15 protein-coding genes are annotated in these 14,700 nt (G+C 45.0%); 10 read left to right on the top strand and 5 right to left on the bottom strand.

Annotated elements, in window-relative coordinates; genetic code table 11:
* Positions 1-615: ABC transporter C-terminal domain-containing protein (locus BKN38_RS09195; protein WP_256325588.1), on the top strand; the 615-nt coding region annotated here is incomplete at its 5' end.
* 25 nt (positions 616-640) lie between these two features.
* Here BKN38_RS09195 and BKN38_RS12105 read toward each other — a convergent pair.
* Positions 641-763 carry a hypothetical protein gene (locus tag BKN38_RS12105; protein ID WP_256325587.1) on the bottom strand — a complete coding sequence of 41 codons (123 nt, stop codon included), beginning with the start codon at positions 761-763 and terminating at the stop codon, positions 641-643.
* Between the two features lie 65 nt (positions 764-828).
* Between BKN38_RS12105 and BKN38_RS09190 the strand changes: the two genes are divergently transcribed.
* From BKN38_RS09190 to rpsR, 5 genes are all read left to right on the top strand, one after another.
* Positions 829-1,710, top strand: a complete 882-nt coding sequence (locus BKN38_RS09190; protein WP_066457419.1) for an MqnA/MqnD/SBP family protein — start codon at positions 829-831, stop codon at positions 1,708-1,710.
* Positions 1,711-1,712: 2 nt separating this feature from the next.
* Positions 1,713-2,804 (top strand): DNA polymerase III subunit delta, encoded by a 1,092-nt coding sequence (locus BKN38_RS09185; protein WP_066457416.1) that lies wholly within the window; start codon positions 1,713-1,715, stop codon positions 2,802-2,804.
* 64 nt (positions 2,805-2,868) lie between these two features.
* Positions 2,869-3,306, top strand: coding sequence for a 30S ribosomal protein S6 (gene rpsF / locus BKN38_RS09180; protein WP_066457414.1), 438 nt, complete (start codon positions 2,869-2,871; stop codon positions 3,304-3,306).
* A gap of 43 nt (positions 3,307-3,349) precedes the next feature.
* On the top strand, positions 3,350-3,949 hold the full coding sequence (gene ssb, locus BKN38_RS09175) for a single-stranded DNA-binding protein (protein WP_066457412.1): 600 nt from the start codon (positions 3,350-3,352) through the stop codon (positions 3,947-3,949).
* A gap of 9 nt (positions 3,950-3,958) precedes the next feature.
* Positions 3,959-4,213: a 30S ribosomal protein S18 gene (gene rpsR / locus BKN38_RS09170; RefSeq protein ID WP_066457409.1), complete on the top strand. Its 255-nt coding sequence runs from the start codon at positions 3,959-3,961 to the stop codon at positions 4,211-4,213.
* A gap of 461 nt (positions 4,214-4,674) precedes the next feature.
* Here the strand turns inward: rpsR and BKN38_RS09165 are convergent, their stop codons facing one another.
* Together BKN38_RS09165 and carB are read right to left on the bottom strand one after the other, a co-directional pair.
* Positions 4,675-5,157, bottom strand: coding sequence for a hypothetical protein (locus tag BKN38_RS09165; protein ID WP_066457407.1), 483 nt, complete (start codon positions 5,155-5,157; stop codon positions 4,675-4,677).
* A gap of 143 nt (positions 5,158-5,300) precedes the next feature.
* Positions 5,301-8,834 carry a carbamoyl-phosphate synthase large subunit gene (carB, locus tag BKN38_RS09160; RefSeq protein ID WP_066457406.1) on the bottom strand — a complete coding sequence of 1,178 codons (3,534 nt, stop codon included), beginning with the start codon at positions 8,832-8,834 and terminating at the stop codon, positions 5,301-5,303.
* A 149-nt stretch (positions 8,835-8,983) separates the two neighbouring features.
* On the opposite strand from carB, the gene BKN38_RS09155 reads away from it, so the two are divergent.
* Positions 8,984-9,238, top strand: coding sequence for an RNA-binding S4 domain-containing protein (locus tag BKN38_RS09155; protein ID WP_066457405.1), 255 nt, complete (start codon positions 8,984-8,986; stop codon positions 9,236-9,238).
* Positions 9,235-10,605: a glycosyltransferase family 9 protein gene (locus tag BKN38_RS09150; protein WP_066457403.1), complete on the top strand. Its 1,371-nt coding sequence runs from the start codon at positions 9,235-9,237 to the stop codon at positions 10,603-10,605. The genes BKN38_RS09155 and BKN38_RS09150 overlap by 4 nt, the downstream gene beginning before the upstream one ends.
* Positions 10,606-10,620: 15 nt before the next feature.
* Here BKN38_RS09150 and BKN38_RS09145 read toward each other — a convergent pair whose 3' ends face one another.
* Positions 10,621-11,970, bottom strand: coding sequence for a multidrug effflux MFS transporter (locus tag BKN38_RS09145; RefSeq protein ID WP_082942633.1), 1,350 nt, complete (start codon positions 11,968-11,970; stop codon positions 10,621-10,623).
* Between the two features lie 414 nt (positions 11,971-12,384).
* A complete protein-coding gene (locus BKN38_RS09140) occupies positions 12,385-12,951 on the bottom strand; it encodes a hemerythrin family protein (protein ID WP_066457401.1) in 567 nt (188 codons plus the stop codon).
* A gap of 182 nt (positions 12,952-13,133) precedes the next feature.
* Between BKN38_RS09140 and BKN38_RS09135 the strand changes: the two genes are divergently transcribed.
* Together BKN38_RS09135 and BKN38_RS09130 are read left to right on the top strand one after the other, a co-directional pair.
* The gene (locus BKN38_RS09135) at positions 13,134-13,721 is read left to right on the top strand and encodes a DedA family protein (RefSeq protein ID WP_066457398.1); all 588 of its coding nucleotides are present in this window, start codon (positions 13,134-13,136) and stop codon (positions 13,719-13,721) included.
* A gap of 266 nt (positions 13,722-13,987) precedes the next feature.
* The gene (locus BKN38_RS09130; RefSeq protein ID WP_066453725.1) at positions 13,988-14,479 is read left to right on the top strand and encodes a hypothetical protein; all 492 of its coding nucleotides are present in this window, start codon (positions 13,988-13,990) and stop codon (positions 14,477-14,479) included.
* Positions 14,480-14,700 lie beyond the last annotated feature (221 nt).

Genomic DNA, 14,700 nt, shown 5'->3' with positions numbered 1-14,700 from the left:
AGTCCAGAGTCGCTTGGCCCAGAGTCGCTTGGCGTGGGCTTGTCAGAATCTAGCGCCGCGCAAACGCGCAAAAATAGTGCAAAATCAAGCGCAAAATCAAGCGCAAAATCTAGCGCAAAATCTAGCGTGGAGGAAAGCTATCTAAACTTTAGCGAATACTTAGAGCAAAGCAAGGAGATAGAATCATATAAGGCGCTAGAATCTAAAATGCTGGATTCTGGTGCGGGTGGTGCAAATGGCGCGGGTAGCGATAATACCAGCGCGCGAAATGGCGCAGAATCTAGCGGGGATTTTGGCGCGAATTCTAGTCTAGATTCTCGCGTGGATTCTGGCGTGAATCCTAGTTTAGATTCTGGCGCGCCAAAAGAAGCCAAACAGCAAAGCAAAAAGCTAAGCTACAAAGAAAATCTCGAGCTAGAATCCCTGCCGCGCGAAATAGAAGCGCTAGAATCCAAAAAGCGCGATATAGAATCTAAGCTTGGCGATGAAGAGGCGATAGAAAAATATGGCGTGATAGCGCTTGCCAAAGAGCTAGAAGAGGCGCAAAATGCGCTAGATTCTAAGTATGAGCGATATTTTACACTAGAATCTAAGCGCGAAAATCTATCTAACTAGCAAAAAATGATATAATCATATTTTGCTAGTGATTTTTGGATTCTGGCTTGGATTCTAGTTCAGATTTTGGTGCGTCAGATAAATAATAAATCACGCCAAAAATAGTAGAATCTAAAATAAAAATATAAGATTCTAGTATTTTTAGCATAAAATTAATTTTGCCTAGCTTTTTATAAAGCTTGTTTTTATCGCAATTTAAGGGAGTTTAAGCGCATGCGTTTTGGAAAAATACAATATCTAAATCTTTTGCCTTTTGATGTTTTTCTGAAATCCTACCCCGCCCCCTCACGCTTCAAATCCGCCGCCTTCGCGCGCAAATCTTATCCTTCTAAGCTAAATCAGTCCTTTTTCTTTCGGCGCATTGACGCAGGATTTATCTCCACTATCGCAGGCTATCGCGCAAGCCTAAACCACCGCGCCACCAAAAGCGGAATCATTGCCAAAGGCGATGTTTGGAGCGTGATAGTGATACCTCATGATGACGACAAAGCAAACGCAGAGAAAAAAGACTCTCCAAATCTCTCCAAAAAAGCAGAATCTAAAAAGCAAGCAAGCCACATAAGTCACTCAAACACCGCAAGCACCGCAAATATCGAAAATATCACAAACCACGCAAACGCCGCCAAATCCACCAAAGACTACCAATCCGACACTTCAAACGCGCTAAGCGATGTTTTAGGACTAAATGGCTCAGTGCTTATCGGCGACAGGGCGCTTCTGTATCGCTATCAGGGCGGCGCGCATATAGATATGGGTAAAGCATGGTTTGATAAACATCGCTTGCCTTTTGTCTTTGGCAGGCTTTGTTTCAACCGCTATGAAGCCCTATATACGCGCATTTCTAGCCTTTTTAACGCGCGCCATATCAAAATACCGCAATATATTTTGGAAAAATACGCCAAAGAAACGCAGATTCCAAAAAAATATATTTTGGAATATTTGACGCATATTTATTATAAAATCGACAAAAAAGAATCCATAAGCATATCTCGATTTTACCGAGCTTTGCGACTAAAAAGAGTGCGATTTGCCAGCAGAAATTATCCAAAAAATATGCAAAAAAATCCAAAAATAAACTCCAACAAAATAGGCTAAAAATGTATAAAAAAGATTTTGATATATATCTTCGCACACATACGCCAAGAGCCGCGCTTTTATATGGTGAAAGCAGCTTTGTGATACAGCACTATACCAAGCGGATTCTAAGCCAGCTAAAAATAGAGCCACAAACATTCTACTATAGCGAATACGCGCTTTCAGAAGTCATGTCTATCCTCTCACAAAGCAGTCTTTTTGGCGACTCGCAATGCGTGGTGCTAAGGCTTGATAAAAAGCCAAGCGACAAAGAAATACAAGCGATGCTAGATGCCCTGCAGCACAACACTGACCATGCGCTTATCATAGAGTTTTACCGCGCGGAGAGCAAAAGCCAGAGCCAATACGCCAAAGATTTTCGCACCTTAAGCATAGCATTTCAAAATAAAAATATTTTTGCGCTACCTTTTAGCCAAGAAAACGAGAATTTAAACGCGCCAAACGCTAGCCAACCCTCCACCCAAACTAAACCTAGTCAGAATAAGCCCGGCGTAGTCGAAGTGCGATTTTTCGCGCCAAATCATAGAGAAGCACTAGATTTTTTGCGCCAAGAAGCCAAAGCGCAGGGCATCATCATAAGCAACGAGAATCTAGAATTCCTGCTAAATATGCAAAATGGTGACATTGCGATCGCGTGCAGTGAGCTTGGCAAGCTGGCACTCGCTGATGGTGCGGTGGAGCAAAAAGACATCGCGTTTTTGTGCTATGGGCTTGGGAGCGTGGGGAGCGAGGAGCTGCTGGATGCGATATTTGGCAAAAACAAGCCGCAAAAGACGCTAGAAATATTTGAGCACATGCAAGAAATCGGGCTTGAAGAGATAGCGTTTCTAGGCGAGCTGGAGCGGTATTTTTACCAGCTTTTTTTGTTTGCGGCATATATTCGCATGCATGGCAAGGCGGATGCCAAAGAGATTTTGGGCTATGCGGCGCCTAGCTTTGTGGGCGATGCGCTGGCTGCGAGGGCGCTTAGAATCAAAAGCGGTGGGTTTTTGGGGATTTTCCGCTTGTTTGGATTCTGGCGCAATGAGCTTATGCGCGGCAGGAAAAGCACATCTTTGCGCTGCTTAATCAAATTGCAAGCTTATATTTGCTAAAATCGCGCCTTTATCTTCTTGCTCTTGCGCTTAGTCGCAAGGGCGCAAACCACAAGGAGCATCAATGAAGCATTACGAGACGATGTTTATCATCAAACCGACATTAGTAGAGGAAGAAATCCGACAAAAAATCGATTTCTACAAAGACGCGATAACCAAAAATGGCGGGCAAATCGAAACCACGATAGATATGGGTATGCGCAACCTCGCCTATGAGATCGACAAAAACAAGCGCGGATATTATTTTGTCATCTATTTTCAGACAGAGCCAAAATCTATCCTAGAGCTTGAGCGATTGTATCGCATCAATGAGGACATTTTGCGCTTCATCGTGATAAAATATGAGAGCAAAAAAGAGCAAAAAGCATGGCATGCGCTAGTAGATCGCGCCAACAAAAAGCCAGAACCAAAGGCGAAAAAAGCGGATTCTAGCGCTAGCACTGAAGGCGCAGAAGGCGCGACAAGCGCGACAGAATCCAGCACACCAGCAAGCGACGCCTAACAGCCAAACTATCATTTGCGCCACAAACTTTTAAGGAGGCGATATGTTTAACAAAGTCATCATAGTAGGAAACCTCACACGCGACCCAGAATCTAGACCCATAGGCACTGGTGGAAGCATGGCAGTGCTTGGACTTGCTAGCAATCGCCGATTTAATAGAAATGATGGCACAAAGGGCGATGAGACCTGCTTCGTCGATGTGAAGCTTTTTGGCAGGGCGGCAGAAGTCGCTATGCAATACCTCCACAAAGGAAGCAAAGTCCTCATCGAAGGCAGGCTAGTCTATGACACATGGACGGATCAAAGCGGACAAAAGCGCTCAAAACACTCTATCGTGTCAGAAGGCATGCAAATGCTTGATGGTAAGCAGGATTCTAACCACCAAGACTACCAAAATCAAGGCGGTTATAATGGCGGTGGATACGGCGGCGGCTATAATAGCGGAAGCGGGTATTCTGGCGGAAATGCCGGAAATGCCAGCGGTGGCGGAAGTGGCGGCTATGGCAACAGCTACAGCCAAAACAGCGCACAAAACGCATCCGGCTATGCCAACCAAAGCGCACCACAAAGACAGGCTCCCGCTCAAAACTATGAGCAAAACATTCCAAGCATCGACATAGACGATGATGAAATACCATTCTAGGAGAAAAACATGGAAAGAAAAAAATACTCTAAAAGATACTGCAAATACACCGAGGCAAAAATCGAGTTTATCGACTACAAAGACATAGAAATGCTAAAGCATTCTCTATCTGAACGATACAAAATCATGCCTCGCCGCCTAACAGGCAACACCAAAAAATGGCAAGAGCGCGTGGAAGTGGCTATCAAGCGCGCGCGACACATGGCGCTTATCCCTTATGTCATCGATCACAAAAAAGTGGTGGAGAATCCGTTTAAGATATAAGGGGCTTGAGGGATATTAAAATATAGGCGGCTTAAAATATAGGTTGCTTTAGTGTTTCTTTTCTAAGCAGGCGATTTTTGGCGCTTGCTTAGATTCTAGTGCTTAACAGAAATGCTTTAGCTAATAAGTGCATTTTTTGCTGACAATGCTTTTTGGCTGGTGGCGCATTTTAGCTAGTAGCACAAAACATCTTGCTAGGTAATGTGTTTATTTGCTTGCCAATTCTTTTTAATTTACAAAATGCAAAAACTTCTGAAATGCTATTTTTTGCATTTTTATTCTTTGAGATTATTTTAGAAAATTATTTTTGTCTGTGTTTTGTCTTGTGTGATAATCAAATCTTTCTTGTCAATTTTTACACAAATCCCTAGAATCTAAAACTAGATAAAACATCATCAAATTCCACCATTAAATTATAATCCAGCATCAAATCTTGCGCGTAGATTCTCTGATTTTACAGGCTATCCGCGTTTGCGTTGTATTTTTGTCTTGCGGCTTAGTTTTATGATTTGACTAGGTTTTGCCTCATAGATTCTGCGAGAATCTAGCACGATGATATCTGCTTGCTTCATAGCCCATGCCAAGTCAAACGCGCCGCCACTCACATTTGCTGAAGTAGAATAAAGCGCGCCAAAATGTCTCAAAAACGCCAAATGCCTAGAATCTTTCACCACGCGAAAAGATTTGCCATTTGGCAGGATAAAGCTAGTCTGCCTAGCATATCGCACCCGCCGCCTATGCGCGCGCGGGATCCTATATCGCGCTTTTAGATTCTGGTAGTCGCTAAGCGTTAGCAGCACTTTTTGATTGACATCACGCTTTTTTATAGCATTTAGCTTGCGATAATCGCTTGATAAAAATCCAGCGGTCGTATCAGTCTGCGCTAGAAAAACGACGCTATCGCCACTAGGCGCACTTTTGTTTGCCTTATTTTCACTTGCCATGATTTAGATTCTACTGCTTTTTTGGATTTCAAATCTTAGATTCTGCCGCGCCACAAAGCAAACCGCCAAAAACACGCCAAAAGCAAATCACCAAAACGCGCCACAAGCAAACCGCGCAAAACCTCACAAGCCACACAGCACCCTTACAGATAATCCTGCAATGCTTTTGGAATATTTATATCCTCGCTCTTGCTTTCAAGTATCGAGCGCGCCGCCACCTGCGCGCCAGCGATCGTCGTAAAATACGGGATAGAGCTTTTTAGCACTTGTCGGCGGATATTGGCAGAGTCGCTTTTTGTCTGCCCATCATCGCTGGTGTTTATCACCATCGCGATTTCTTTATTCATGATGAGATCTTGGATATTTGGGCGCCCTTCAGAGATTTTTAGCACCGATTGCGAAGCGAGTCCATCGCTAGAAAGCCGCTCATGCGTGCCCTTCGTCGCGCATATCTCAAAGCCAAGCTCAATAAACGCACGCGCCAAATCACTAGCAAAAGGCTTATCGCAATCCGCCAGCGACAAAAAGATTTTGCCACTTTTTGGCAGCGTGTTTTTCGCAGCATTTTGTGCCTTGGCAAAGCTTATGCCAAAGCTATGCGATATCCCCATGACTTCGCCCGTGCTTTTCATCTCGGGGCCCAAAATCAAATCCGCACCGCTTAGCTTATTGAAAGGAAACACCGAGACTTTTAACGCGATATGCGCTAGCTTTTTGGGCTCTAGCGGTTTGGTGGTAAAATCTATGCGATTATTTGCATCATAAAATCGCAATGCCTCGCGCAAATCGCCCTGCCACATCACGCGTGTGGCGACTTTTGCCAGCGGGATTCCAGTAGCTTTGCTCACAAAAGGCACAGTGCGGCTCGCGCGCGGATTGACCTCTATCAAAAATAGCACGCCATTATGTATCGCGTATTGGATGTTTAGAAGCCCGATGATTCCAAGCTCAAGCGCGATTTTTTCTGTCGTGGCGCGGATCTCTGCTAGCATGGATTCTTCGATACTCACGCTTGGCAGCATCGAGGTAGAATCCCCAGAATGCACGCCCGCCTCCTCGATATGCTGCATAATCCCGCCGATATACACCTCCTTGCCATCACACACCGCATCGACATCAAGCTCGATAGCATGATCCAAAAACTTATCAATCAGCACCGGCGAATCCTCGCTCACCTTCACCGCCTCATCCATATACACGCGCAGCTCATCATCATCCTGCACGACACGCATCGCGCGCCCGCCAAGCACATAGCTAGGGCGCACAAGCACCGGGTAGCCTATGTGATTTGCGATGCTAAATGCTTCATCTTTGCTAGTCGCACTGCCATTTTGGGGTTGGTTTAGTGCAAGCTTTTGTGCGAATGCGGAAAATTTCTTTCTATCTTCAGCGATGTCTATCACGCGCGCGCTCGTGCCGATGATTTTGGCGTTTATGGTGGTTAGGTATTTGGAGAGCTTGAGTGGCGTCTGCCCGCCAAAATGCACGATGATGCCATCTGGATTCTCGCGCAAAATGAGCGAGTGGATATGCTCAAAATCGATAGGCTCAAAATACAGCATATCGCTCGTGTCATAGTCGGTGCTTACGGTTTCTGGGTTGCAGTTATACATGATGCTTTTCACACCCAAATCGCGCAGGGCGAAGGAGGCATGGACGCAGCAATAATCAAACTCTATTCCCTGTCCGATTCGATTGGGTCCCCCACCTATTATCAAAACCTTTTTTTGCGCGTTAGCTTTGTGCGATAAATCGCGGAGTTTGTCGCTCGCTTCGTCGATAGGCGCTCCAGCCTTATCTCCTTGCTCGCTCCTACACAACCGCGATTTCTCATCACAAATCTCGCCGCGCTGGGAGGTTTGTTTTGTAGAGTCAGAATCTAAAGCACTAGAATCCGCGTTTTTGGATTCCGCGCTGGTGTTTATATTGTTGTTTGTAGAGTCAGAATCTAAAGCGCCAGAATCTGCGTTTCTAGATTCTGCGCTCGTTTGTGATGTATTTTCAGATTCTGCGCCGCTAGATTCCAGCATCTGCGCTAGCGGATTTAGCGGAAAAGTAGAATACATATAAGGTGTCAGCGCCTCAAACTCCGCCGCGCAAGTATCCACCTCTTCATACTGCGCCACCACGCCTAGATTCTGCCTTATCGCAAAAAGCTCGCTTTCTCTTAGCTCTAGATTCTCGCTTTTGTTTAAAATCTCACAAATCATCCTATCGCTAAAGCCCTGCGATTTATACGCGCGCAAAAGCTTGGCATCATGCAGCACATCGCTACTTATCGCGCACTCGCTTTGTATCAGCTCATAAATCTGTGATAAAAACCACCTATCCACATGGCAAAGCTCATACACTTCATCGATACTTAGCCCAAGCCTAAAACAATCCGCGATATAAAGCAGCCTTGTAGCATTTGGGCGGCGAGTCTGCGCGCGCGCCACCTCGATATCAGAAGTCAGCGTATTTAGCCCAAAATACCCCACTTCAAGGCTGCAAAGTGCCTTTTGCAGCGACTCTTTGAAGCTGCCGCCAATCCCCATAACCTCGCCAATAGACTTCATCGAAGTAGTGAGCGTGGAATCCGCGTTTGGAAACTTTTCAAATGTAAAGCGCGGAATTTTGGTAACGATATAATCAATGCTAGGCTCAAAGCTCGCTGGCGTGCCTGTTATGTCATTTTTAATCTCATCAAGCGAGAATCCAACCGCAAGCAGTGTGGCAACTTTGGCAATCGGATAGCCTGTCGCCTTGCTAGCAAGTGCCGAGCTACGAGAGACGCGCGGATTCATCTCAATTACTGTCATTCTGCCATTTTGCGGATTTATCGCAAACTGCACATTGCTTCCGCCCGTATCCACGCCAATTTCGCGCAAAATCTTAAAAGAGGCATCGCGCATGCGTTGGTATTCTTTATCAGTGAGCGTGAGTGCGGGCGCAATAGTGATAGAATCCCCTGTATGCACGCCCATAGGATCAAGATTTTCGATGCTACACACGATGATGCAGTTATCAAATTTATCGCGGATAACCTCCATTTCAAACTCTTTCCAGCCAAGAAGCGATTCTTCGATGAGAATCTCACTTATAGGTGACGCCTCCAGCCCCGCTTTTGCCAGAATCCTAAATTCCTCGATATTATACGCCACGCCACTGCCACCGCCTGCTAGCGTGTAGCTAGCACGAATTATAAGCGGGAATCCTATCTCTTTTGCCGCTTCAAGCGCTTCGTCCTCATTATAGGCATAGCGGGACTTTGGCAAATCCATACCAATTTTTAGCATCGCCTCTTTAAACGCCTGCCTATCCTCGCCCTTTTTTATCGCATCTGGCTTTGCGCCCAAAAATTCTATGCCCTCCAGCATTCCCTTTTCATACATACTCATCGCCACATTGAGCGCGGTTTGCCCGCCCATAGTTGGCAAAATCGCATCGACTTTTTCTTGTTTGATGATATTTGCGATGATTTCTTCAGTGATAGGCTCGATATAGGTGCGGTGCGCGAAATCTGGGTCTGTCATAATAGTCGCTGGGTTTGAGTTGATAAGCACCACGCGATAGCCAAGGCTTTTTAGCGTTTTGGCCGCTTGCGTGCCAGAGTAGTCAAACTCGCACGCCTGCCCGATGACAATGGGACCAGAGCCGATAAGTAAAATGGTGTGTATGTCGTTGCGCTTAGGCATAGGCTTTCCTTTAGGCAAAATTCGAGAATTTTATATCAAAACCGCTTAAAATGTGGTTATGCCAAAAAGCTTTGGCGCGAGATTTTGGCGCGCTTTTTGTGGCTAGATTCTGCTATCATTACGCTTTGATTAGAATCCAAAGGAAGCAGATGCGTATAGATGTATTTTTGAACGCCACAAATATCGTAAAAACGCGCTCTATCGCGCAAGATATGTGCCAAAACAGCGTAGTCAAAATAAATGGTGCGCCCGCCAAAAGCGCCAAAGAAGTAAAAATAGGCGATGAGATAACGCTAAATTTCTTAGAATATGACAAAAAATACAAAATCCTAGCGTTGCCAGCCACCAAAACCACGCCAAAATCACAGATGCATCTCTATGTCGAGGAGATAAAAGGCACATGAAAAATGCAAAATCTAGCGCTGGTTTGCTTGCTGACTCATCCAAGGCATCCACCGATAAAATGCCTGCCAAGCGCCAAAAAATAGGACTCATCGGGCTTGGAAATGGCGTGGGCGATGCGCTATTTGCGCTAAAGGCGATGTATGGATTGAAGCATTTTTATGGTGCGGAGGTGGTGTATTTTAGCAACAAAATATCAAAGCAGATGTTTAGAAACTGCGATTTTATCGATGAATGCGTGGATTTGGGCGATATAAGCGGCGGCTTTTTGCGAGATTTTGCCACCGCGCAGATGATAGCGCAGGAAAAATGCGATGTAGTGATTTTGGGCGAGCTCAAAAGCAAAAGCGTGCGCTTGCTAAAACAAGCCAAAATCAAGCGCATCATTTGTGCGATGAAAATTTTTAGCCTGTTTTCTTGGCGCTGCCGCACGCTGCCTATCTATGCGCGCTCAAAATACAAAAATCTAAGCAAAGAAGCGATACTCATCGCCTTTGCTAGAAAAGCTGATAGGGGGGGGGGCTACAACAGAGCGCGGAGGGCGTTTGATGAGGGGGTGAGAAATCTCACTTGGCGCGATATTAGCCTAAAGCTTGATAAAAGCAATGTAGCGTTTGCAAAGGGATTTTGGGATAAGGTGGTGGCAAGTGTGGAATCTAGCCAAAAATTTGGCGTAGATTCTGGCGCAAAAGCCGGAGCGCAAGGTAGAATCTATACCATTCTCGTGAATCCTTTCAATATCTCAAATCCATATTCCATAAGCCAAAAAGGCTTTTTGCAGCTAATCGAGAAAATCGCTTCTATGCCGCAATTTGTGGTGATAGTCCCCACTTACAAAGCTGTGCATGATGCGTTTATGCGCGATTTTGAGAAGTATTTTGGAGTAAAGCCAAAGGGCGCAGAATCTAGTTTTAATGATTTTGGCGCGGATTCTGCAAAGGTGGATTCTATAAAATTAGATTCTGCTTTAGATTCTAGCAACTCTGGCGCGGATTGCGATTTGGATTCTGCCAATTTAGATTCTCGCGCGCTCTCTCGCACAAACGCCAGCCAAAGCGCGCTAGAAAATATCTATATCTTCCAAAACACCGATGATTTGCTAAACCTAGCCGCGCTCATGCGCCATATCTCGCTTTGCATAAGCCCAAGCACCGGCACGATACATATCGCTTCCAATCAAGGCGCAAGGACGCTTGGGCTGTTTTCTAGGTCGGATTCTATGCGGTGGGCGACGGATGACAAACGCTACATCATCCTAGAAAAGCCGCTAAAAGAGCTAAGCCACAATGAAGAGCAAAAAATCATCGCGCAAACCTTGCAAGAGCTAGAGTCCATGCGCGCGCAAGGCGCGATAGAGCCAAAGCTATAGGCGCAAAAATCGCCTTTACTGCGCTTGTTTAGCGTGTTTTGCGCCAAATGCTAGGAACAAAGATGCGCCAAGCCACACTGCAAGCGCCATCACGCAAGAGAGCATAAAAGGCGTGTTCGCGCCAATCGCCCCCACAGCAAACGACACAAGCCCAGCGATAGCAAACTGCATCATGCCAAGTATCGCGGACGCCGTGCCGGAGTATTCTTTGAAGCGCGCCATCGCGAGTGTGGTGAGGTTTGGCAGCAGGAAGCCAAGCATTGACATGGTGATAAAAAGTGCGACTTCAAAGATGATGATTTGCAAGCTTTTGGGGATAAAATCTAGCCCAAGCGCACCGCTCAAGCTAACGCCTACGCCCAAAAGCACCAGCGCAAAAAATGCCATCGCCAAAAACGCGCATCGCAAAATCAAAAATGGCGAGAAACTTCGCACCAAACGCGCATTTATCATCGAACATGTCATAAGCCCTAGCGCATTTATCGCAAAAATCGCGCTATACACGCTTTCTTCTAGCTCAAAAACCTTGATAAACACAAACGATGAGCCCGTGATATACGCAAACATTGCGCCCATAGCCAGCGCGCCAGATAGCACAAATGACATAAACACCTTATCACTCAAAATGATTTTGTAATGCTTTATCGTCTCTTTGTGCGAGAATCTCGCTTTCTCAAGGTTTGGTGCGCTTTCTTTCAGCGCAAAAATGATAAGCAAAAATAGCGCGATGCCTAGCAAAAATAGCACGAGAAAAATCTTTTGCCAAGTGAAAAATTTGAGCAGCATAGACCCAAGCGTGGGCGCTAGCATGGGCGCGATGCTAGATACCATCATCATAAGCGCAAAAATCGAGGCAGCGTCTTTGAGCCCGAAGCGGTCATTTACTATCGCGCGCGCTATCACCACGCCCGCACACCCGCCAAGCGCCTCAAAAAACCGAAGCGCGATAAACACATATATAGAATCCACCAGCACGCAGCCAATGCTTGAGGTGATAAAAAGTAGCAAGCCGATATATAGGGGCTTCTTGCGCCCAAAAACATCGCTAAGCGGTCCATAAATCAGCTGCCCAAACGCAAACGCGATAAAAAAGCTAGCGAGTGAAAGCTCGGCAAAAAAGTCATCCACGCCAAAGCTTTTGCTGACATTTGGCAAGGCGGGCAGATACATATCTGTAGAAAGCGGTGCGATGCTAGACATAAAGGCTAGGATGAAAATCAAAAGCGCCTTTTCTGCGAGGCTTTTGGGGGCGTTGGGATTGGTGCTAGCACTGGGGTTTGGGCTGGTGCTGGGATTTTGATTGGCGTTTGTGTTTGAGCTAGTATTTGTGGCGGTGCTTGTGTTTTGGCTGGCGTTGGCTGGCATTTTGACTCCTTTGTTGCTTTTGGTGCTTGCGAGGATTATTTGGCATTTAGATTCTGCTAGATTCTGATGACTTCATGATAAAAGGCTTATAAAAAATGCTTATTAAAGCGACATGATGGCGACATGGTGGCGATAGGCAAAATAGAGTGGCAACGCGACAGCGACGACAACCAGAATCTAAAATTTGGATTCTGCAATTTTAGATTCTAAATCTCTCCCAACTAAACTTGAGATTTTGCTTCTTGCTTAGAATCTAAATGGATTTTATATTTTGTAGCGCCTTTAGATCGCAGCGCCCAAATCCAAAAATCCTAAAATCTAGAATCCAAAAATCCAAAATCTAAAAAACGCAGAATCCAGAATCTAAACCCAAAACACCGCGCCACTCAAAGCCCGCTAGCGCCACTCGCCCGCTTACTCATCGCGGACAAACTCTATCACACTGCCGCATTTTTTGCAGTGAAACACTTGCCCAGCTTGGATTTTTTTATGCACGGTGTCTAGGACTTTGAAAGCGGGCTTGCAGTCGCATTTGTAGATATGTATGATTTCTTCGCCACTTTGCTTGGCTTGATTTGCCTTTATCTCTTCTTTATGGGCTGCGCGCCATTTCTCTATCAGCGCATCCTCTTTCAAGATGTGATTGACAAGCCACTCTTCTGTGATAGTTGCGAGCTTTTGCTTGAAATCATAGCGGATGTCTTGGATGAGTGCGGTCATATCTTTGATGATTTGCTTATGCATTTCATGCTGTTTGTCTAGGTCTGGGTAGCCGATGCTCGCCATATAGGCTTCTTCATCGCGAAAATGCACTTTCATATACTCAAAAAGTTCTGCCAAAATAGCCCTTATCTCATCGCTGCTGACTTGCCTATTTATGAGGGATTGCGCCTTGTTGGCGATGTCAAAAAGCTTTTTGTGCTGCTCGTCTATGATTTCATTGTTTATGCTAAATTTGCTGCTCCATTCTGGTATAGCCATCCCTTAACTCCTTGCCCCTTATCCTGATATCAGAATGCGAATTATACCCCTCTTTTTTTCTTTTTTCACTTAAAATTTTGCAAAATAGCCATTTCGTGGGTATAATTATCATTTGCGAAACATAATTTAGCCAAATCTTATGTATCAAGCGATGCAAACAGAGGCAAAAAGGATTTATCAAAATGGAAGATTCTATCTCATCTTTTAAAGATGTGTTTGACACTTGGGGATATATCGCGCTTTTTCTATACTGCATGGGTAGCGGGTATGTGGGGATTTTGGCTGCTGGCGTGCTGGCTGCGTTTGGGCATATGAATGTGGCTATTAGCATCCTAGTCGCCGCGATGGGGAATTTTGCTGGAAGCTCGCTCATCGTGTTTTTGCTGCGCTATCAGAAAAAGGATTTTGACAAATACCTAGTCAAGCATCGGCGCAAAATCGCGCTTATGCATATATGGCTCAAAAAATACGGCGCGCTTTTGATTTTTATCAACAAATATTTATATGGCATCAAGTTTTTGGTGCCAGCAGCGATAGGCGTGAGTAAATATAATATGAAGCGATTTTTGTCGCTAAACTTTCTCTCATCACTCATTTGGGCGGGGAGTCTTGGCGGGCTTGCGTTTTATTCATCAAAAGCCATCGTGTCACTTTTTGATGCTTATGGGCGGTATTCTTATGTGGCGGTTTTGGCGGTGTTTGTGCTAGTCGCACTTGGGCTTGGGTGGCTAAACAAAATCGCTAAGCCAAAAAATATGCCAGAATCTTAGAGAAAATATGCGAGAATCTTAGAATCTTAGAATCTTAGAATCTTAGAATCTTAGAATCTTAAAGGGCGCTTTGGCTGTGGTGGCTAGAGCTAGAATCTAGCGCGCCGGATTCTAGGGCTAGATTCTAGTGCGTTGGATTCTAGCGCACCGACTTTTGGCGTTTGATTCTTAGGCGAGATTCTGGGGCAAAATTTAGATTCTGCGATTTTGGGGCTTGGGCTAGATTCTTAAGTTTTGTTTGGATTCTAGGATTTTGAAGGATACAAATGCGCGTTTTTGTGAGTTTTGCTTTGGTGCTTGCGCTGTGTTTTGGCACTATTTATGCCAAAAATGCAAATAACACAGAATCCATCCCCGATGCCAATGACTTTTTTGCCATCTACAAAGAAGGCATCGCATCTTTCCACCAAAACATCAAGCGCTGCAACAATGAAGGCAAATACATCATCCTAAATGGCTTTAGCTTGGTTGATTATCGCGTGTATAAGGCACTTTCGCCAAAAGCGCTTAGAGCAATCCGCAATCCTTTGATATTTTTCCATGGCAATTTGGCTGGCGCACCTATTTATAGCGAGTTTGGTGGTATCAGCATAAAAGTTGAGCCAAGCGATGCAGAAAAAGGCGAGAAAACTTACCTAAGCTTTCAAGGGCGCTATTTGAGTGATTTGCAAACTATCGGTGAGCGTGGCGAATTTTACGCGCTCTGCCTGCCAAAAATGCAGCACTGCCTACTTATTGGCATCGGCGAAAAATGGTAGCTTGAAGCAAAATATCAAAACTTATAATTTAGCTAAATTCTAAAAAATTTCTGGTGCTTTTTGTATCCATAAAAACATATTCAAGACCAAAAAAAAACACCAACATAAATATTATATCCATATAGCCTCGCTTATGCTAAAAGCCAAACTAAACTAAAAACCAAACAAATACCCGCTGAATGCCAAACCAACAATCAACCCTCCGAGTTGTTTATCTACTT

Source organism: Helicobacter sp. CLO-3, from assembly GCF_001854545.1.
In the GTDB taxonomy this organism is placed as follows: domain Bacteria; phylum Campylobacterota; class Campylobacteria; order Campylobacterales; family Helicobacteraceae; genus Helicobacter_B.
The sequence above is the reverse complement of the archived record's forward strand: the minus strand, read 5'-3'. Positions and strand labels throughout refer to the sequence as shown.

Bases quoted from the DNA above. Each gene is read 5' to 3' on its own strand.
- BKN38_RS12105 (WP_256325587.1), bottom strand. From the start codon at position 763: ATGCTAAAAATACTAGAATCTTATATTTTTATTTTAGATTCTACTATT.
- BKN38_RS09190 (WP_066457419.1), top strand. From the start codon at position 829: ATGCGTTTTGGAAAAATACAATATCTAAATCTTTTGCCTTTTGATGTT.
- BKN38_RS09185 (WP_066457416.1), top strand. From the start codon at position 1,713: ATGTATAAAAAAGATTTTGATATATATCTTCGCACACATACGCCAAGA.
- rpsF (WP_066457414.1), top strand. From the start codon at position 2,869: ATGAAGCATTACGAGACGATGTTTATCATCAAACCGACATTAGTAGAG.
- ssb (WP_066457412.1), top strand. From the start codon at position 3,350: ATGTTTAACAAAGTCATCATAGTAGGAAACCTCACACGCGACCCAGAA.
- rpsR (WP_066457409.1), top strand. From the start codon at position 3,959: ATGGAAAGAAAAAAATACTCTAAAAGATACTGCAAATACACCGAGGCA.
- BKN38_RS09165 (WP_066457407.1), bottom strand. From the start codon at position 5,157: ATGGCAAGTGAAAATAAGGCAAACAAAAGTGCGCCTAGTGGCGATAGC.
- carB (WP_066457406.1), bottom strand. From the start codon at position 8,834: ATGCCTAAGCGCAACGACATACACACCATTTTACTTATCGGCTCTGGT.
- BKN38_RS09155 (WP_066457405.1), top strand. From the start codon at position 8,984: ATGCGTATAGATGTATTTTTGAACGCCACAAATATCGTAAAAACGCGC.
- BKN38_RS09150 (WP_066457403.1), top strand. From the start codon at position 9,235: ATGAAAAATGCAAAATCTAGCGCTGGTTTGCTTGCTGACTCATCCAAG.
- BKN38_RS09145 (WP_082942633.1), bottom strand. From the start codon at position 11,970: ATGCCAGCCAACGCCAGCCAAAACACAAGCACCGCCACAAATACTAGC.
- BKN38_RS09140 (WP_066457401.1), bottom strand. From the start codon at position 12,951: ATGGCTATACCAGAATGGAGCAGCAAATTTAGCATAAACAATGAAATC.
- BKN38_RS09135 (WP_066457398.1), top strand. From the start codon at position 13,134: ATGGAAGATTCTATCTCATCTTTTAAAGATGTGTTTGACACTTGGGGA.
- BKN38_RS09130 (WP_066453725.1), top strand. From the start codon at position 13,988: ATGCGCGTTTTTGTGAGTTTTGCTTTGGTGCTTGCGCTGTGTTTTGGC.